Below are 17927 nucleotides of genomic sequence, written 5' to 3'. Positions count from 1 at the left end.
CGCTATGGATCGTGATCAGTGTGACTGTTGAGAGCTAAGAGGAAAGATTTTATTCCTTATATATATGTTCACATTAGTTACTGCAGAAGTCCACGGTGATTTTGGAGGTACCTCGTCGCGCCACCCGGATACCGCGCGCAAAAGGTGGCAAAGTGGACGCCGATGAACAAAAACACCAGCCCTCATTCTAGGTCAACGCCCCGCCCGCGTAGCCAGGCGCGGGGCCGGACGGTGCAGACAGAGCGCGCCCAGCGTGCACCCCACGCCACTGCGACGCAGAGACCGGATAATCCAGCAGAACGCGTCGCTCGCAAAGTCGGGTCGAGGGCGACGGCCCGTCGCACCCCGGCTCCGCTGACTAAGTTCGGCCGAATCCGCCAATTATTGATGTCGGCGGCCCTGCCGAATATCATTGTCGTCCTCATTATTGTGGCGCTTGCATTTGGCGCACTCTTGCTTTTCGGCTCGCCCCTAGCGTGGTTGCCTACCGTCGTGGCAAAAGCGTGGATGGTCTTTAACCTCGCGCCGGTATCTGCGGCCGGGGTAGAACTATCGTTTCTTCCTGCCCTGCCCGCCCTCGTCCTCGCCGCGGTGGTAGCGGTGCGCGTGCGCGCCGCGGTAAAACACAAAGTCAGTGTTAAAGACCTAGCCATACTTGTAGCCTGTGTGGTGGGCGTCCCTGTGGTGTTGACCTGCATTGCCTGGGTAATGCTGTGGGATGCGGGCAAGGTCTACGACGTATCCCCGCCCAACCTGGTTGCCGCCTTGGCCCGGGTCATTGTCGTGCATCTATGTGCGATGGCGGCGGGCATGGGGATTCGCCTGTGGCGCGCTTTGGCTAAGCGGTATGGTGCCCCGCCGTTGCTTGTTGATGCCACCCTTATCGCCCTGCGCTATCTCGCCTACCTCGCCCTCGCTGCGGCGGTGGTCTTTGTGCTCGTATTCATCGTCAACTTCTCGCGCCAGGGGGAAATGATAGACGAGTATCCCTCCATCTCTGGGTTGGGTATTTCTACCCTCATCTTGTTGAGCATTCTCTATATTCCTAATGCCATCGTCAGCACCGGGGCAGTACTAGTGGGATCGGAGTTTACCGCAGGGGAGGCACAGGTAAGCCTCTTTAGTACCCATCTTGTTCCGCTGCCGCCGTTGCCCATTACCGGCGGTATTCCGGCCTCCTCTCCTGGGTGGGCGGTCGTGCTCCTAGGTTTTGCCTACATCGCGGCGACCTTGTCGTTGTATAAGAAGCGCCCGTCAGTTCAGAAGATACTCGCAGCCACGGTGGTTACCGCGCTCATCATGTTCTTCGCGTGCTACCTTACTAGCGGCACACTGGGCTACTACGGCCACACAGGCCCACATCTGTGGAGCGCTGCCGGCCTTGCTGCGCTGTGGATCGCCGTCGCAGGGCTGGCCGTCGCTGCAGCCTTTGCACTCTTGAACTGGCGGGACGCCCGCGCTGCAGAGGCTGGGGCAGAATCTGCGGAGGCGGAGGACGCCGAAGAGGATTCAGACAGCGCTGAAGACTCTGCCGAGAACACCGCTGCCGAGGGCCCCAGTGGCGTAGAACAGTCCGAGGAGGATCAATCTGACACGGACGAGGCCGAGGCCGACGCCGACGATGTTGATCCCCACTTGGGTGAGGAAAAATCGGGCGACGAAGATGCTGCCGCACCCCCCGATGATGCTGCAACACACACCATGGACAACGCAGGTGCCGCTGAGAGCGACATCATTGATGCAGAAGTCGTTGAGGACACTTACCCCGAGATCTTCGAGGGCGAGCTTGTGGAGGATTCCAACGAGCAGGATACTAACGCAGCGGAAAGCGGCGAAGCAGCGCAATCGGACTTGGCAGATTCTACTGAAAGCGGTGAAAGGGACTAGGCTATAGCGCGTGACTTCACCGATGCCACCACGTGCTACTGCTGCTACTGATCGCCTACGAGTCGTCGTGCTTGTCTCAGGGACGGGCTCGCTCCTGCAAGCCATCTTGGATGGTCAGGATGAGCACTATCGGGTGGTGAAGGTGGTAGCGGATAAGCCGTGCCGAGGTATTGCGCGCGCCCGAGAACACGACATCGATACCGAGATCGTGAAAATGGGCGCGGATCGTGGTGAATGGAATATATGTCTGGCTGATGCAGTAGGTACTGCGCAGCCAGACATTGTCGTTTCTGCAGGCTTCATGAAGATTTTGGGGGAGGGGTTCCTCCGCAGCTTCATAGGCCGCACCATCAATACCCACCCGGCGTTATTGCCCGCGTTCAAAGGCGCGCACGGGGTGCGCGACGCACTGGAATATGGCGTGAAGATCACAGGCTCTACCGTCCATTACGTGGACGCGGGCGTGGATACCGGTTCGATCATTGCGCAGCGGCCGGTAGCCGTGCTGGCTGACGATGATGAGGGCAGTCTCCACGAACGCATTAAAAAGGTAGAGCGCGAACTCATCGTCGATGTGCTGCGCGCGGCGCAGACCCGCGGCGAGGAGCTTTTTATTCAACTCGCAGACTAAGACTTTTCGAAAGGCTTAATCCTCCTCATGAGCGAAGACCGCAAGCAGGTAAAGCGCGCACTCATTAGCGTGTATGACAAGACGGGGCTGGAGGATCTGGCCCGCGCACTCGATCAGGCAGGCGTAGAGATTGTCTCTACGGGCTCCACCGCAAAAAAGATTGCAGACCTGGGAATTGAGGTCACACCGGTAGAAAAGCTCACCGGCTTCCCCGAGTGCCTGGAAGGCCGCGTCAAGACGCTCCACCCGCGCGTGCACGCCGGCATCCTGGCAGATACCCGCAAGGAAAACCACCTGGTGCAGCTCAACGAGCTTGAGGTTGATCCTTTCCAGCTCGTCGTGGTCAACCTGTACCCCTTCCAGGACACGGTAGCCTCCGGTGCGGACTTCGATGGATGCGTGGAGCAGATCGACATCGGAGGACCTTCCATGGTACGTGCGGCCGCCAAGAACCACCCGTCCGTGGCCGTGGTGGTGGATCCGGCGCGCTACGGCGAGGTTACCCAGGCTGTTGCTGAGGGTGGATTTAGCCTTGACCAGCGCCGCGGGCTCGCCCGCGATGCCTTCCTCCACACCGCAGATTATGATGCAGCGGTCTCCGCGTGGTTCGTTGATCAGCTCAGCGATAGGGAGGTGACCACATCGCTGCGCTATGGCGAGAACTCCCACCAATCCGCTACCGTGACTCGGATTGGCACCAAGGGCCTGGCCAATGCCAAGCAACTCAACGGCAAGGAGATGAGCTACAACAACTACCAGGACGCCGATGCTGCGTGGCGCGCGGCCTGGGATCATGAGCGCCCATGTGTCGCGATTATCAAGCACACCAACCCGTGCGGCATCGCCGTATCTGATGTGTCCATCGCTGCGGCCCACCGCGCGGCGCATGCCTGTGATCCGATGTCCGCATTTGGCGGCGTCGTTGCCGTTAACCGTGAGGTGAGCGTGGAGATGGCTGAGCAGGTCAAGGGGATTTTCACCGAGGTCATCGTCGCGCCCGCCTATGAGGATAAGGCGCTAGAGATCCTGCAAAGCAAGAAGAACCTGCGTGTCCTTTTGGCCGAACCAGAGGAACCGGGCGAAGAGCCCAAGTACATCTCCGGCGGTTTACTACTCCAAGAGCCGGATACCTACCAGGCCGAGGGTGATAAGCCCGAGAACTGGACCCTGGCAGCGGGCGAGGCCCTGAGTGACGAGGACCTGGCCCAGCTCGAGTTCGCCTGGCGCGCGGTGCGCGCGGTCAAGTCCAATGCGATTCTGCTGGCCAAAGATAACGCCACCGTCGGCGTGGGCATGGGCCAAGTCAACCGCGTGGATTCCGCCAAGCTTGCGGTCGAGCGTGCCAATACGCTTGCTGATGACACCAACCGCACCCTCGGCTCCTTCGCCGCGTCAGACGCCTTCTTCCCCTTTGCCGATGGCTTGCAGGTGCTTCTCGATGCCGGCGTGAAGGCCGTTGTACAGCCCGGCGGTTCTATTCGCGATGAAGAAGTTATTGAAGCAGCTAAGGCCGCTGGTATAACGATGTATCTCACTGGAACACGCCACTTTGCTCACTAGCGATAGCTCCTGAAGCCCAAAGCTATGGCTTGCGCGATCTAAAGGGGGGTCGCCTTAAAAAGTGGCTGGGCCCCAGATACCGCGGGCGGCTATGATGTGCCGCAGTTGGGTCTTGCCACCTTCGGTGGCCGCGAGGTGGCGGTAGCACTCACTGTCGCGGCCCCCGGTGGGACCTACGCCTCCGCCCAACCACTACTTTCGGGCATGCCGGTCGATCTTTCCAAGGCAGACGGTGCTTGGCCCACCTCAGCTTGTTAACCCCCATCCCCGGCTTGTGAGAAAGGACTTATCATGCCGCATCTTCACCTAACTCCACGGTTGCGTTGGGGGTTGAACCTCGGCGCGGTAGCGACCGCCGGCATTGTATTAAGCGCTTGCAACACCGGCACGGATGGGGATCAGCCTGACGTTCCTGGGGATGGCGCAATGACCAGCGTCGAAAGCACGAAGGATGCTACCGCAGAAGAAACTTCGACGACCAAGTCCCCGGATACCCAAGAAAAAGAACCACCCGTGGTTACGGTGACCGAAACCGAACGGCAACCGGCACAGCCTCCAAAAACGACTAGTGGAGGCCGGGACTTTATCGCCGGCCTAGGCGAACACGGCTGGACCAGTGGTCATACCTACGCCGATTGCCTCGGTTCTGAACGCGTGGTCTTCGCCGGTACTGGGCCCGATGGAAGGGCCATTATTTGTCAAGACCAGGCAGGCACGCTGATATACCGCTCGACAATTTTCGGCGGCGAATTTACCGGCTCAATCATCGGGCGAGACGGCGGTAATTACTACGTTGATGCCTCGCCCTCGATCATTGTTGTAACACCCAGCGGTATTAGCGTGCGTGAGGGCGGCGGCCTGGCGGCCACGGCGGACTTTAGCGATTCCTGGCAACGCTGACCACTTGGAAGTGGTCAGCGTGGCCACAAGGAAGTGGTCAGCGTGGCCACAAGGAAGTGGTCAGCGTGGCCACTGTAAGAGGTTAGTCAGACTTTTTCTTCTTGCGGTCTGCTGCCGCTGCCGCAGCTGCGGAGATCGAGTCATTGCGGTTTTTCAGCAGCTCAAGCGTCATGGCTTCCGCGTTCTCGGGGACCGTGGCGCCGAGGACTGCGAGGGCGGCATCGGCAAGCATGGCGGCGGTCTTCGGAACCGACTGGGCGGCCGCATAAGGTGGCGTGCCGTTATTAGGGCGCATCTCAATGACGGACAGCGCGATATGGAAGGGCAATTCTATGCGTGGATCCGCATCGCCTACAATGGCGGCGGCCGTGGTGCGGAAGTGGCTCTGCAGCCGCTCGCGAGAACTGTGGTACTCCGAAAAATCCGGCGAGTTAGCTACCGGCAACTGGTACAAACGGCCGACGTTCCAACCGCTGGTGAGCAAAAGGCGTGATTCCGCAGCGACCAGCGACCACAGGCGCTGCTCGGGCTCAGCATCGGAATCCACCAGCTCCTCCGCTAGGTTTAGGGAAGGCTCTATGGTGGAATTAAGCAGCGCGAGGAAAATCTCGGTCTTGGACGGAAAATGGTAGTACAACGATGCTTGGCGGATGCCGACCGCATCTGCTATCTGGTGGGTCGACGTAGTGGCAAAGCCCTGGGTAGTGAATAATTCTGAGGAGGCGTCCAAAATTTCTTCCCGGGCGCTATTGCCTCTGCGGCGGGGGCTATGTTTACGCGGCCGACCGACATTTCCTGACATGCGGTGGGACGCCTCCTTTCTCGTAGCAGACAATGCTTTTACTCAATAACTCTACAGCCCTACGGCCCATCGGCACGGAGTGCAGGCGTGGACATAGAACTTTATCGCGATTTTAGTTCGCGCCATCTTGATCGCGTTGGGAGATGGACTCGAAGGTGGCAGACACCATGCGGCAGGCCGTGCCGTAGGCCGTGCGCTGCAGCGGCGGTAGATCCTGCAAGGTGGACTCGTGCCCGTGCACATTGTCGAACCAGCGCAGCATTTCCACCGAATACCCCGTGCGCCAAGCAAGGTCCAAGGTTTCTGCGGCCTCTGCGGTGAGCATTCCGCGCTCGTGGCCAATGGCCAGGCGATCGACCGTAGGGCGCGGACCCGGCGCGGCCCAGCGCGCAATGGCGGCGATGGGGGATAACAGCATGGCCTTAATATCCACGGCGGCGTTACGATCAGGCAAGCTGCCAACGCGTTGGAGTAGCGGTGGACGCTGCGCCAATGCCTCTTCCAATAAAGCTTGCTCTCCGCTGCGGCCCAGAGGTAAGCCGGCATCGACTCGTGCTGCCATAGACTCGGCAGCTTGGTGCACCTCTAGTCCCACATCGTTAAAGACCGACTCTAAGTCACTGTCTTCTCCCATCCATTCAATGGGCATGCTAGGAAGCTGATCCCCGCGCGCAGCCGCACCGGTTAACCGGACATTCGCGTCCACACCTGGCGCGCGAACTATATCCGTGAGTAGCCGCGAAAACCAGCTGGCTAATTCAATTTCATCGTCCTGGTGTGCTACAGCATTGCGCATAACGTCTTGTGCCTCCGCCAATAAACCGCGGGCGGTTGCCCGGGACTGGCAATGGGGAGCAAGCTCGGAAAGATCGAGAAGGGATTGGTGCAGGGCCATACAGTCGCTGCCTTTCACTCAGTGCAAAGCGGTGCGCATTTAAATCGTGCGGCGCAGGATTGCTTTAAATGTAACACTTATGCGATAACGCAGTAGTGTCCGGGGGATTGTGCAGCCGGTACGCCGCGACAGGGTGCTGTGGGGAGGCGAACTTGGGCGGGTACCGTTGCGTTAAGACGTGGATCCTGTGATGGAGCACGAAATAAGACCTCAAAAATGCCTTTCGCCGCCTCACCTCGAAAGGTAGGCGGCGAAAGTTCATGGTTCTTTTACCGTGTCACACTTGCCAGCGGCAAAAGTGCGCTGTTGATACCCAGCTACTGTTTAGCGGGTGGTGAACGGCAGGAGAGCCATTTCTCGTGCATTCTTGACTGCGGTAGCAACCTGACGCTGCTGCTGCGGGGTCAAGCCGGTGACGCGGCGGGAACGGATCTTATGACGATCGGAGATGAATAGGCGCAGAGTTTTGGTGTCCTTGTAGTCCACCTTCTCAATGCCCTCAGCCTTCAACGGGTTCTTCTTCGGGCGACGGCTCTGCTCCATACGGAACTTCTTTTGGTTATTGCGCTTTTTAGCCATTGTGCAATTACCCCTTTACCAGCTGGACTTGCGAACGCCCGGCAGCTCACCACGGTGAGCCATGCCGCGCATACGGACACGGGACAGGCCGAACTTGCGGAGGTAACCGCGGGGGCGGCCATCGGCTGCGTCGCGGTTACGAACGCGGGCTGGGGAAGCGTCACGAGGCTGGCGGTTCAGCTCGAACTGTGCCTCCAAACGCTCCTCATCCGGGGTGTTCGGGTTCTTGATAATCTTCTTGAGCTCAGCGCGACGCTCCGCGTAGCGGGCGACGATTTCCTTGCGCTGCTCGTTCTTAGCGATCTTGGACTTCTTAGCCATGAATTATCGCTCCTCGCGGAATTCGACGTGCTTGCGGGCGATCGGATCGAACTTCTTCAAGGTGATGCGATCCGGGTTATTGCGCTTGTTCTTACGGGTCACGTAGGTGTAACCGGTGCCCGCAGTGGACTTCAGCTTGATGATTGGGCGAATATCGTTACGTGCCATACTTAAATCTTCTCCCCACGTGCGCGGATCTTGGCAACAACGGACTCGATGCCGTCACGGTCAATGATCTTCATACCCTTGGTGGAAACATTCAGAGTAATGGTACGGCCCTCAGAGGGCAGATAGTAGCGACGACGCTGCACGTTGGGGTTCCAACGGCGCGAAGTGCGGCGGTGCGAGTGCGAGACCTGCTTGCCGAATCCCGGCTTGCGGCCCGTTACCTGGCAAATAGCCGACATGGGTCTTCTTTCTCCTAGCCGCCCACATCGTGGCTATAGACGACTACGTGCCGACTGCCGTGTGAGGGTGGCAGTGCTCAAAAAGTGAGGTGTGAGCAGATGTGGCATCGTCGTCAAAAACCGGTAGACGGGGCGTAATACGTATATTTTGACAACAGCAAGAGCAAATCCTACAGCCTTACTCGCGATATACCTAATCGCTGCTGCGACAGCCCCGCCTAGGAAGACGTCGGCTTCCCGTCGATGATCGAGCGACGGTGCCCAAGGCATTGGGAAGGTCCGAAGCCTTTTTCATAGCGAATGGGGCACATATATGCGCCTGTGGCGGCTGTGGTCGCCGCAGGCGAGCAATTTCGTATATATGGGCGTGGAATGTAGGATAATTCAGGTTATCGGTCGGCGCGCTTTGTGGCGCCGGGCGAGCTGTAACTGTACATCCCAACTCGGGCACGATCCGTACCGTCATAATTCAGTGTACGGAACCGACCCGTAGTCCAACCCTGAGGGAATATATATGAAGAAAGACATCCACCCGGATTACCACCCAGTGGTTTTCCGTGATGCTGGTACCGGTCACTCCTTTTTGACCAAGTCCACCGCTACCTCTTCTCGCACCGTTGAGTGGGAAGACGGCAACGAGTACCCGCTCATCGTCGTTGACGTTACTGCTGAGTCCCACCCGTTCTGGACTGGTGCACAGCGCGTTATGGATACCGCTGGCCGCGTCGAGCGCTTCAACCAGCGCTTCGGTGCCATGGCTCGCCGCAAGAAGAAGAACGCGTAAGGAGAAGAAGACAAAATGGCAACTCCTAAGTTTAGAAAGTCCCGTGCGAACACCCACGCACGTCGTTCCCAGTGGAAGGCCGATAATGTAGCCCTCCAGGAAGTCACCATCGATGGTCAGACCGTGCGTATCCCGCGCCGCCTGGTCAAGGCCGCTAAGCTCGGCCTGGTTGACGTAGAGCAGTTCTAAGCCTGCTTTCATCCTTACCCCCTCCCGGTTGCTTTTTAGTGACTGCGAGGGGGTTGCGATGTTTTAGACCCCGTGATGGGGCATTGAAAAACCACCTGCTGTCCTGGAGGCTTAAGGGACATTTCGTGTGGATTTGCGGCGTGTCGCGTTAAGGGACATTTCGTGTGGATTTAGGAGCGTCCGGCCCATCCTTTTCTTATGCCTAAGCTGGGGTTCCATTCGTTGTCAATGTGGGTGTCGTATGTGTCTGGTCGCCCGTCTGGGTGGCCGCGCCGGTTGCGTTCTTCTTTCGCCCAGGCCGTGTGGGCTGCTTTTTGTCCTTGGCGTCCGAAGTCTTGTTGCTTGGCCAACTCCAGTGGTGGTAAGGGGCCTTTGGTGTGGGTGTAGAGCCACCAGTCCATGGTGATGCGCTGATGCTCATCGAACATGCCACGATGGTTTCCTGCTAAGTCTTTGAGCTGTTTATTGATGCCGCCTTCCAGTAGGTTCGTGGTTGCTTTTAAGTCTTGTGCGACACCTTCAGGTGGGTCAAGGAAAGTAAATAGGTGTCCGTCATGGATGAGGGTTTCTAGCCGCTTTAGTGCCCGGCGTGCGTTGCGGTGGGTGTACCACCACTTCTGGTTGGGGCTGACCCATTTCGGTACCTGGCCTGCCGGTATAGCACTGCGGTAGGTTCGCTCTTTAAGCCAATCAGCAAAGGTGATGTGGGTGTGATGGACTGCAGCGCTAAACCGTGCAGCATCTTCGAGATTGCGTATCTGGACAAGCATGTAGCCGAGTTTCCGGATTGCTTTATGGGCTGGGTGAATCGGGTTGCGGCTGATATCGGTGAAGGTGTTGCGTTGGACGTGGACTAGGCAGCGCTGGATTCTCACGCCTGGCCATTTAATACGCAGTGCCTTGAGCGCTCCGCCTGACCCGTCGGTGGTGACGATGAAAGGTTGCGCGATTTTGTCGAGCAGCTTTAGGTACTCGTATGAGCTTTCACGCAGGCACCAGTGCCAGGCAATGACGTGTGTGTCTGTGCAGGCTACCAGCAGGCATTTGTTGTGAAAATAGGTGCCGTCGATAAAGACCTGGTCATAAACACGATAGGGATCTGTTGCTGTTGGCACGGTGATAAACCACAGCAGTGTGAACCATCGGGTCAAAGTTCGTCTGGTTACCCCACGGCGTGTGGCTAGATGGTCTGCGGATTCCCCGGAAAGAATCCAGTCGATAAAGATTTTGAAGCGCCGTATCTCACTAGTATGTGCGCGGGTGTTAATCGATGAAGCGTTGCACTGAAGACATAGCCAGCGTTGGGTTCCTGCCGCGGTTTTGCCGTTCTTAACCAGTAAGTGGCCGCACATATCACACGACGGCCGATTCCTATTAGCCATAGCAATTGTCATTACCGCACCAGCAGCAGTCCTCCTATCACAGGTCTAGGACTATCCTGTGTTGATTTCACCAATCGATCTGTTGGAACCGATTCAAAATCAAGATCACAGCATTATCCCAGTCCGTCCCGGGAATCCGTATCGATTTATCCACACAAAATGTCCCTTAAGCCGTCCTGGATAGGCGGCAGGTGGTGCGGCGAGCACGCAGTTACACCGCGTGCTTCTAAGGCGAAGGCTTATACCTCGAGGGCGGCCTTGCGCTCCTCGGTGAGGCGGACTTCTTCCTTATTAATAAAGAGGAAGATAGCCAAAACGAGGATGGTAAAGAGCAGGAAGACCATGAAGGTGACATTCCAGCCGGCGTACTTGACCAGGTAGCCCACACCAGTCGAGGCGAGCGTGGCACCGAGCAGGTAGCCGAAAAGCCCCGTAAAACCGGAGGCGGTACTTGCCACATTGCGCGGGGAGAGGTCGAGGGCCTGTAAACCGATGAGGCCAACCGGACCGTAGATGAAGGCACCGATGAGCGCGATGAAGATAACCATGATCGCGAACGGGGTGCCCACTGGTGCCAGCCAGTAGCCGGCGATGGACAGGCCCGTAGCCAAGATAAAGATTAAGATGACCTTAGAGCGGTTGCCGTGGAAGAGCTTATCGGACATCCAGCCGCAGAGAATGGTGCCCAGGAGGCCTGCGAGCTCGAAGGCACCGAAGGCGATCAAGCCGGAACTGATGTTCATGTGGTGGACTTCGGCGAGGTAAGTCGTAATCCAGTTGAGCACGCCGTAGCGCAGTGCATAGACAAATACATTGGCAATGGCCAAGAGGACAATGATTCGATTGCGCAGGACGTATGTGAAAATGAGGTCCTTGGTGGAGATTCCATCGCCTTCTTGCCGCTGGATATCTGCAACCTTGGCAGGATCATCGCGCCATTCATCGACCGTCGGAAGTCCTTCTGAAGGCGGATTATCGCGGATGAGCAAGAAAGCTAAGGCCGCGATGATCAGCGCCGCGACTGCGGGAAGCCAAAATGCTACCTGCCATTGATTACCGGTCATCGCCAAGCCGACACCTACCAGCAGTGGTAATACGCCTGCGCCCACATTGTGCGAGGTATTCCACAGCGATCCCTTCCAACCGCGCTCGGATGTAGAGAACCATTGCACGATGACGCGGCCGCATGGTGGGTGCCCCATGCCTTGGAACCAACCATTGAGGAACATGACGGTGGCAAAGACACCGACGGATGCTGAGACCCACGGGACGAAGCCGACTATCAGGTTCATCAGTGCGGATAGACTCAGTCCGATGGGCAGGAAGTAACGCGCATTGGATTGGTCCGCGAGCATGGCGGAGAAGAATTTGGATAAGCCATAAGAAATTAGCACGGCATTACTAATGATGCCGATTGCAGGCTTGTCGATGGTCCCGTTATCTTCCAGCAGCAGCGGCGCGATGGCGGAAATGTTGTTGCGGATGAGGTAAAAGCCCGCATAACCCATGAAGATTCCCATGAAGACCTGGAAACGAAGGCGGGGGAATTTCTTATCAACGTCCTCTTTAGGTAATTGAGGGCGTGGGCGGGGAGATTTGAGCCATGTCAGCACTGCCTACTCCTTGGGTCGCAAAGATTTAACGAAATTAACTTAAAGTTAAAACAAAACCAACTCTAAGTTAAATATAAAGTTACGCTAACCTAATGGTGGATCAGTTTTATTCCTCGTTTATTCCTCGGTGATTCTATTCACAGCGACTCGCCTGCAGAATCGATGATGCGTAACGGGGTAATCGTGAAGTGCGACGCGTGAGCGCGGGCGGTACAAGGTGTGGTGAGTTTGACCAGCTTAGTGCCTACAGTAACTTCACAGGAACTTCTAGTAGGTTGGCAGAGTAGTTTAAGTTGTGAACAAGCGAAGCGAGGCATAGTGTTCCTATGAACATGAGGAATGATGACAACCGCGGTAATAATGATCAGTCGCACGGTGTCCCGCAGGAACCCTACGGCACGAATAATGGGCAGACGCCGTATAACCAGTCTCGCGGTGGGCAGCAGGATTCTGGATCCGCATATTCCAACGGAACCTATTCCCAAGGCTGGAACCAGCCGCGCATCAGCGAGCAGGAAGCACAAGCTTCTGCACACGGTAGCGAGGCGCCTCAGCGTGCGCAGCACACCCCGCCCAGCAATCGTCTTTTTGGGGGCGCTCAGCCGGGTGCCACCTACGGGCAGGATGAAACTTCTAGCTTCGCTCCCCAGCAAGGCGAGTACCCCCAGCCGGGGCCAGCGAATAACCATCCCGGCCAGCCGCCTGCATCTGGGGTGACGCCAATGCCACCGCAGCCAAAGCAGGAAAAGAAGATCGGGCTGGGTACCGCGACGGTAATGGCTGCAGTAGCGGCAATCGCTGCGGGATCCATTACTGGTGTGGTCGTGGGGAGGAACCAGGGCGGCAGCGGCACGTCCGTTGTCAATGAGGCACTGAATAGTCAACCAGCTGCCAATAGTATGGGCAAGGAACCAGAGGAAGGTTCGGTAGAAGCAGTTTCTGCCAAGGTTTTGCCAGCCGTGGTATCGATTCAAACCGCTACTCGGACCTCGGCCGCAGAAGGCTCCGGCTCGATCATTTCTCCTGATGGTTACGTCTTGACCAACCACCACGTCATCGCCGGCGCAGAGCAGGGCGGCATTATGCAGGTAACCTTGAACGATGGCAGCAAGCACGAAGCCGATCTCGTGGCTTCCGATGCCAATACAGATGTTGCCATCATCAAGATTAAAGACGTGCACGACTTACCACATCTGCAGTTCGGTGACTCGGATGCGGTTGCAGTCGGTCAAGAAGTAGTTGCCGTTGGTTCGCCGCTAGGTCTCAATGCCACGGTGACTTCCGGCATCGTATCCGCAAAGAACCGCCCGGTGCGCGCTTCCCAGCAGGGCGGCGAGTCCTCGCTTATTGATGCGATCCAGACTGACGCCGCCGTTAACCCCGGCAATTCCGGTGGGCCCTTGGTAGACATGGAAGGCAATATCGTCGGTATGAATTCCATGATTGCGTCGTTATCCGATAAAACCTCGGGCGAGGGCGGATCCATTGGTCTCGGGTTTGCCATCCCCTCCAACTTTGCCAAGCGCATGGCGGATGAGCTGATCAATAAAGGCCGGGTCACTCACCCCACCTTGGGGGTTAAAGTCTTGGCGCGCGATGATGGTAATGGCGCGCGTATTGCTGAGGTCGAGGCGGGAAGCCCAGCGGAAAAAGCAGGTTTGAAGCAGGGTGATATCGTCACCCGCGTCAATGACCGGCTGATTGAAAATGCTGACGCGCTTATTGCTGCCGCGCGTTCCCAGGACTTTGGTGCGACCGTCACCTTGGAAGTGTCCGACGGAAATTCTGATGATAGTCGCCAGGTAGAGGTAACACTGACGGGCGAGTAGATTAAAAACCAGCCCGCGCCGTATCCGCAGTGCGCCCCGATGTTTCTTTTAAGGAGAAAAATGGCAGACTCCCAGCAAGACTTGATTGATTCCACCAGGTTGCAGGATTCGGTTTCCACAGACGCTTTGCGGGATGTGGCAGAGCCGGATGATGCCTTTCTTTTGGCCAGCGAGAAAGAGGAGAGGGTGGCAGCCCCGCGCCGGGCGCTCGTCGTGATTGTCACAGACCATCCCGGCGAATATTCCGACAGTACCTCCAAACTGGTTACTGAACTTTTGGCGGAGGCGGATTTCCGCATCGATGGCTCGGTGGTCGTGCGCTCTAAGAAATCCAAGATTCGGCAGGCTATTGAAACCGGCGTCGTAGGTGGTGTGGATCTAGTGCTCACCGTGGGTGGGACCGGGGTGGGCCCGCGCGACAAGACGCCAGAGGCGACCTCAGCGGTCATCGATAAGATGGTGCCCGGGGTGGCCCAAGCATTGCGTTCTTCTGGTCAGGCTTGTGGCGCGGTGGATGCGTGTGCATCCCGCGGTATTTCGGGCGTGTCTGGTTCTACCGTTGTGGTTAACCTCGCACCTTCGCGCGCTGCTGTGCGCGATGGCATGGCCACGTTGACCCCGCTGGTCCACCACCTCGTGGATCAATTGCAAGAATCCAGCGTGCAATGACGCGGAGGCAAGAGGTGGAGAGGCTGCCATGACCCGTCAGCCACGCCGCCAGCGCCGGCGTGTATTTAGGCAGTCGGATGCGCCGAAGTATGATCGCAGCGCGGATCGCCCGGTAGGGCAGGAATTAGGCCGTGGAGAAGGAACCGATGCACAGCGCATCGTCACGTTCGATGATGCCGCAGTCGAAGGATACGATGCTCAGGTCTCCGAGCGAGATGAGGATTTTTACCGCGAGAACCAGCCGCCACACCACGGTGGATAGCACTGCACCCGTTTCGCTAGCGTGGAAATCCTGACGCAGCGATGACAAAGCCCGTGGGCTCCTTCAATGGGGAGGTGGACACGGGCTGCGATATTTTTAGCAAAAATTAGTTGTCGTGGCGGGCGTGCTTGCGTACGGAAGCAGTGGAGCTATCGGAGTCCTCGTCTGCAACGGCGTCCTCAACTGCTTTATCAGTGGAAGTGACAGCACCAGCGTTCTGTGCCTGCAAAAGATCGCGGATTTCTGCCAATAGCTCTTCCGAGGTCGGTGCTGGTGCTTGCGGGTCCACACCCTGGCGGCGTTTGGAAGCAGCAGTGAGCTTGTTTAGCGGCATTACAATGAGGAAATACACCACTGCGGCGATAATCAAGAAGTTAATCGCGGCGGTAATGACGGCGCCAAAGTCCACGAGGGTGGATTTGTTATCGGTGATTTGGAAGCCCAAGCCATCGACCTCGGCGGAGCCGAAGGAGTTAATGATTGGTTGAATAATAGAATCCGTCACGGAAGTCACGATTGCGGTGAATGCGGAACCAACGATGACTGCGGTGGCAAGTTCCACGACGTTGCCACGCATTATGAAATCTTTAAAGCCCTTAAGCATGAAAGAACACGGACCTTTCTGGGGTGGTTAAGGATGGGAGTCAGCCATGAGCATGCCGGGATTTTAGTTTTAGCTAAAAGTAATTACAACTTGGCAGACTGGCAAATGGCACAGCGCATTTGATCGGCGCAGTGGTGATTTACCTGCTCCAACCAAGCGGAGGCTGGATCTACTCTCCCAAAATTTGCCCTGCTTAGCGGGACAATGATCACACTGCGCGCGAGCTTTTACGGCGCGGAAGCCGTAGCAGCAGAACACTCTTGGGGCTGAGCGCGATCGCCCACGATGACTACGGTCAGCGGTTGGTTTAATGAGGCCGCGGCTACGTCATTGGCGTGCTCGTTTGGCAGTGCGAGCAAGACGGTGGCAGAAGAAATTTCGCCCTCCGCGGTCGTGGTAGACACCACCCGGGCTCCGGAGGCGATGACGCGGGCGGTAGTGGGGTGAGCATCGGTGGCATCGTGTGTCGTGACGATGTCAACGGCATCGCCGTGTTGTAAGTGGGGGATTATGTCTGGATCGGCAAGTTTTACGGGGATCATGCGGCCAAAGTTGTCTTGTGCAGAATCGGCAGACCCCGTTTCAGCGACGAGACTAGACACCAACTCTTGCCCCAGGAGCCGCTGGCTGGTGACAACTTCGCCCTTGCCTGCAGCGGCGGTGATGATGCGGCCGGCGAGATCGGAGGGGGAACCAGCAAGTGCGCTGCTAGGAACGGAGGAGGAAGGTAGGCGCTCGAGGGAAACATCGGAGGCAGAAAGCTCCGCTCCGGCGGGCAGATCCTTGCTAAAGACCAGCACCTGCGGCAATTCCTTCGCGCTAGAGACCGCGGAGACTAGCGCGGCGATAAGTAGCACTAGCGCGATTGTTCGGCGCACGAGCACGCCGCGGCGGTGACCCGGGGTACGTAGGGTGCGGAAGAGCTGGGAGAATCGCGGGGACTGAGAATGAGCCATGCGGTATTAGACTGCGCTAACGACTGCGCGGTTCCCTGCGGTTAAGAAGGAAAGCGGTGAATGCCTGCGGCGGTAACCACGGCCTCGACGCGGCGATCGTGGGGTGCGGCCGGAATAGACTTGAGGAACTCGGTGGGGTATACCATGGCATATACTGCGGGATGATTATGCGGAACCATAGAAAGGGCCCGGTCGTAGTACCCGCCGCCCTTGCCCAGGCGGTTCCCGGTGGCATCGATGGCCATGGCGGGGGCCACAATCAAATCGCAGCCGCAGAGCACGCGGCTATCAAAGCACGGGCCGACCGGCTCAGAGATGCCCAACCGGCCTCGGTGAATGCTGTGCGGTCCCTTGTATTCAGCCCAGCTCAAGGTGTTGTCGCTGCGGGTGATGGGCAGTAATACGCGGTCTACGCGCCGTGCGAGCCATGGGATGAACCCCGCACCACCTGGTTCTGCGCCACGCGGCCAGTAGGTGGCGACGCTCGAGATGTGGGCAAGCTCGGGTTCTAGCTGCTGGTGCAGGGCAGTGGTCCATTCCGCGCGCTGCTCGGCGGAAAGGCTGCGGCGTGCGCGAAGCAAGCGGGTGCGAAGTTGAGCTTTGATATCGCTGGAAGAAAGCATAAATAAATACTAGCGGCGTGGTGTAGCGCTACACAGGAAAATAGTGCGCCGTTGTACTCTAAGATCCATGGCTAATGAACGCGAAGATTCCGCTACCGGAATCACCACGGTAGTAGTTCCAGCGGCTGGCATGGGCACCCGCTTTCTGCCCGCCACGAAAACTGTCCCCAAAGAACTGCTGCCTGTTGTGGATACCCCGGGTATTGAGTTGATTGCTGAGGAGGCAGCTTCTGTGGGCGCGCGCCGGCTTGCGGTAATTACCGCACCCGAAAAGCAAGAAATAATGCGCCATTTTGCAGAATTCCCGGATTTAGTAGGAACCTTAGACTCCCGCGGCAAGGACGAGCAGGTAGCTAAGGTCAAGCGTGCCCACCAGCTCATTGAGCCCATTGCTGTAGAGCAAGAAAAGCCCCTGGGCTTGGGCCATGCCGTGGGATTGGCAGAAGAAGTCCTGGCAGATGACGAGGACTTTTTTGCCGTTATGCTCCCGGATGACATCGTGCTGCCTGCCACCGTCATGGCGGATATGGCGCGCGTGCGTGCCAAGCTTGGCGGTAGCGTACTCTGCGCGTTTGCGGTGCCACAGGAGCAGACGTTTAACTACGGCGTTTTTGACGTAGAAGATACTGAATTTCCGGGTGTAAAAAAGGTCGTCGGTATGGTGGAAAAGCCGGACCCGGAGGACGCGCCGTCCAACCTGGTTGCTACCGGCCGTTACCTTTTGGACCGGAAAATCTTTGATGCGCTGCGCAGGATTAAGCCTGGCAAGGGTGGGGAACTGCAGTTAACGGATGCTATCGAGTTGCTGATTAAGGAAGGCGAGCCCGTGCATGTGGTGGTTCACAAGGGCAAGCGCCATGACTTGGGCAACCCCGGCGGCTATATCCCGGCCAATGTGGACTTTGGTCTCCGCGATAAAAAATATGGCCCAGCACTGTATAAAGCCATTAAACAAATTATGTCTGATTTCGAGGTAGAACAGGGCTTAAACTGATTACCTGGCCGCGCGCACGTGTGTTGAGGTCAGCAAGGTC

At 57.5% G+C, this 17927-nt stretch carries 22 protein-coding genes; 11 read left to right on the top strand and 11 right to left on the bottom strand.

Going from position 1 to position 17927, the window contains the following annotated elements; genetic code table 11:
• Positions 1-231: 231 nt before the first annotated feature.
• From D9V82_RS06505 to D9V82_RS06490, 5 genes are all read left to right on the top strand, one after another.
• Positions 232-1887, top strand: a complete 1656-nt coding sequence (locus tag D9V82_RS06505) for a cell division protein PerM (RefSeq protein WP_147446191.1) — start codon at positions 232-234, stop codon at positions 1885-1887.
• A gap of 22 nt (positions 1888-1909) precedes the next feature.
• The gene (purN, locus tag D9V82_RS06500; protein ID WP_200442324.1) at positions 1910-2518 is read left to right on the top strand and encodes a phosphoribosylglycinamide formyltransferase; all 609 of its coding nucleotides are present in this window, start codon (positions 1910-1912) and stop codon (positions 2516-2518) included.
• Between the two features lie 27 nt (positions 2519-2545).
• Positions 2546-4078 carry a bifunctional phosphoribosylaminoimidazolecarboxamide formyltransferase/IMP cyclohydrolase gene (gene purH / locus D9V82_RS06495; protein WP_121911610.1) on the top strand — a complete coding sequence of 511 codons (1533 nt, stop codon included), beginning with the start codon at positions 2546-2548 and terminating at the stop codon, positions 4076-4078.
• 96 nt (positions 4079-4174) lie between these two features.
• A complete protein-coding gene (locus D9V82_RS12210; RefSeq protein WP_167449744.1) occupies positions 4175-4336 on the top strand; it encodes a hypothetical protein in 162 nt (53 codons plus the stop codon).
• 33 nt (positions 4337-4369) lie between these two features.
• Positions 4370-4978 (top strand): hypothetical protein, encoded by a 609-nt coding sequence (locus D9V82_RS06490; protein WP_239088593.1) that lies wholly within the window; start codon positions 4370-4372, stop codon positions 4976-4978.
• 82 nt (positions 4979-5060) lie between these two features.
• On the opposite strand, the gene D9V82_RS06485 is transcribed toward D9V82_RS06490, so the two are convergent.
• The 6 genes from D9V82_RS06485 to rpmB all read right to left on the bottom strand — a co-directional run bounded on the left by D9V82_RS06485 (position 5061) and on the right by rpmB (position 7982).
• On the bottom strand, positions 5061-5780 hold the full coding sequence (locus D9V82_RS06485) for a TetR/AcrR family transcriptional regulator (RefSeq protein WP_121911609.1): 720 nt from the start codon (positions 5778-5780) through the stop codon (positions 5061-5063).
• Positions 5781-5892: 112 nt separating this feature from the next.
• Positions 5893-6675, bottom strand: coding sequence for a hypothetical protein (locus D9V82_RS06480; protein ID WP_121911608.1), 783 nt, complete (start codon positions 6673-6675; stop codon positions 5893-5895).
• Between the two features lie 324 nt (positions 6676-6999).
• Positions 7000-7254: a 30S ribosomal protein S18 gene (gene rpsR / locus D9V82_RS06475; protein WP_121911607.1), complete on the bottom strand. Its 255-nt coding sequence runs from the start codon at positions 7252-7254 to the stop codon at positions 7000-7002.
• Between the two features lie 15 nt (positions 7255-7269).
• The gene (gene rpsN, locus D9V82_RS06470) at positions 7270-7575 is read right to left on the bottom strand and encodes a 30S ribosomal protein S14 (protein WP_005279906.1); all 306 of its coding nucleotides are present in this window, start codon (positions 7573-7575) and stop codon (positions 7270-7272) included.
• A 3-nt stretch (positions 7576-7578) separates the two neighbouring features.
• Complete coding sequence (rpmG, locus tag D9V82_RS06465) at positions 7579-7743, bottom strand: 50S ribosomal protein L33 (protein ID WP_005279910.1); 165 nt, start codon at positions 7741-7743, stop codon at positions 7579-7581.
• Between the two features lie 2 nt (positions 7744-7745).
• Entirely contained in the window at positions 7746-7982 is a 237-nt protein-coding gene (rpmB, locus tag D9V82_RS06460) for a 50S ribosomal protein L28 (protein WP_121911606.1), read from the bottom strand.
• A gap of 514 nt (positions 7983-8496) precedes the next feature.
• Here rpmB and D9V82_RS06455 point away from each other — a divergent pair.
• Positions 8497-8766, top strand: coding sequence for a type B 50S ribosomal protein L31 (locus tag D9V82_RS06455; protein ID WP_005279912.1), 270 nt, complete (start codon positions 8497-8499; stop codon positions 8764-8766).
• Between the two features lie 15 nt (positions 8767-8781).
• A complete protein-coding gene (gene rpmF, locus D9V82_RS06450) occupies positions 8782-8955 on the top strand; it encodes a 50S ribosomal protein L32 (protein ID WP_121911605.1) in 174 nt (57 codons plus the stop codon).
• Between the two features lie 170 nt (positions 8956-9125).
• Here the strand turns inward: rpmF and D9V82_RS06445 are convergent, their stop codons facing one another.
• Together D9V82_RS06445 and D9V82_RS06440 are read right to left on the bottom strand one after the other, a co-directional pair.
• Positions 9126-10337, bottom strand: coding sequence for an IS1249 family transposase (locus D9V82_RS06445; RefSeq protein WP_121911652.1), 1212 nt, complete (start codon positions 10335-10337; stop codon positions 9126-9128).
• A gap of 239 nt (positions 10338-10576) precedes the next feature.
• Positions 10577-11950: an MFS transporter gene (locus tag D9V82_RS06440; RefSeq protein ID WP_121911604.1), complete on the bottom strand. Its 1374-nt coding sequence runs from the start codon at positions 11948-11950 to the stop codon at positions 10577-10579.
• A 326-nt stretch (positions 11951-12276) separates the two neighbouring features.
• Between D9V82_RS06440 and D9V82_RS06435 the strand changes: the two genes are divergently transcribed.
• From D9V82_RS06435 to D9V82_RS06425, 3 genes are read left to right on the top strand one after another with little or no spacing between them, the layout of a single operon-like run.
• Complete coding sequence (locus tag D9V82_RS06435; RefSeq protein ID WP_121911603.1) at positions 12277-13779, top strand: trypsin-like peptidase domain-containing protein; 1503 nt, start codon at positions 12277-12279, stop codon at positions 13777-13779.
• 60 nt (positions 13780-13839) lie between these two features.
• On the top strand, positions 13840-14448 hold the full coding sequence (locus D9V82_RS06430; protein ID WP_121911602.1) for a MogA/MoaB family molybdenum cofactor biosynthesis protein: 609 nt from the start codon (positions 13840-13842) through the stop codon (positions 14446-14448).
• Between the two features lie 28 nt (positions 14449-14476).
• Complete coding sequence (locus D9V82_RS06425; protein ID WP_121911601.1) at positions 14477-14710, top strand: hypothetical protein; 234 nt, start codon at positions 14477-14479, stop codon at positions 14708-14710.
• A gap of 106 nt (positions 14711-14816) precedes the next feature.
• On the opposite strand, the gene mscL is transcribed toward D9V82_RS06425, so the two are convergent.
• The 3 genes from mscL to D9V82_RS06410 all read right to left on the bottom strand — a co-directional run bounded on the left by mscL (position 14817) and on the right by D9V82_RS06410 (position 16893).
• Entirely contained in the window at positions 14817-15314 is a 498-nt protein-coding gene (gene mscL, locus D9V82_RS06420; protein WP_121911600.1) for a large conductance mechanosensitive channel protein MscL, read from the bottom strand.
• Between the two features lie 227 nt (positions 15315-15541).
• Positions 15542-16270 carry an SAF domain-containing protein gene (locus D9V82_RS06415; protein ID WP_121911599.1) on the bottom strand — a complete coding sequence of 243 codons (729 nt, stop codon included), beginning with the start codon at positions 16268-16270 and terminating at the stop codon, positions 15542-15544.
• A 41-nt stretch (positions 16271-16311) separates the two neighbouring features.
• A complete protein-coding gene (locus tag D9V82_RS06410) occupies positions 16312-16893 on the bottom strand; it encodes a 5-formyltetrahydrofolate cyclo-ligase (RefSeq protein WP_121911598.1) in 582 nt (193 codons plus the stop codon).
• A 67-nt stretch (positions 16894-16960) separates the two neighbouring features.
• On the opposite strand from D9V82_RS06410, the gene D9V82_RS06405 reads away from it, so the two are divergent.
• Positions 16961-17887, top strand: coding sequence for a UTP--glucose-1-phosphate uridylyltransferase (locus D9V82_RS06405; RefSeq protein ID WP_121911597.1), 927 nt, complete (start codon positions 16961-16963; stop codon positions 17885-17887).
• Positions 17888-17927: the final 40 nt, after the last annotated feature.

The sequence above is a fragment of the Corynebacterium macginleyi genome (assembly GCF_003688935.1).
GTDB classification, from domain to species: Bacteria; Actinomycetota; Actinomycetes; order Mycobacteriales; family Mycobacteriaceae; genus Corynebacterium; species Corynebacterium macginleyi.
Note: the sequence above shows the minus strand (reverse complement) of the source record. Positions and strands in the feature narration are given on the sequence as shown.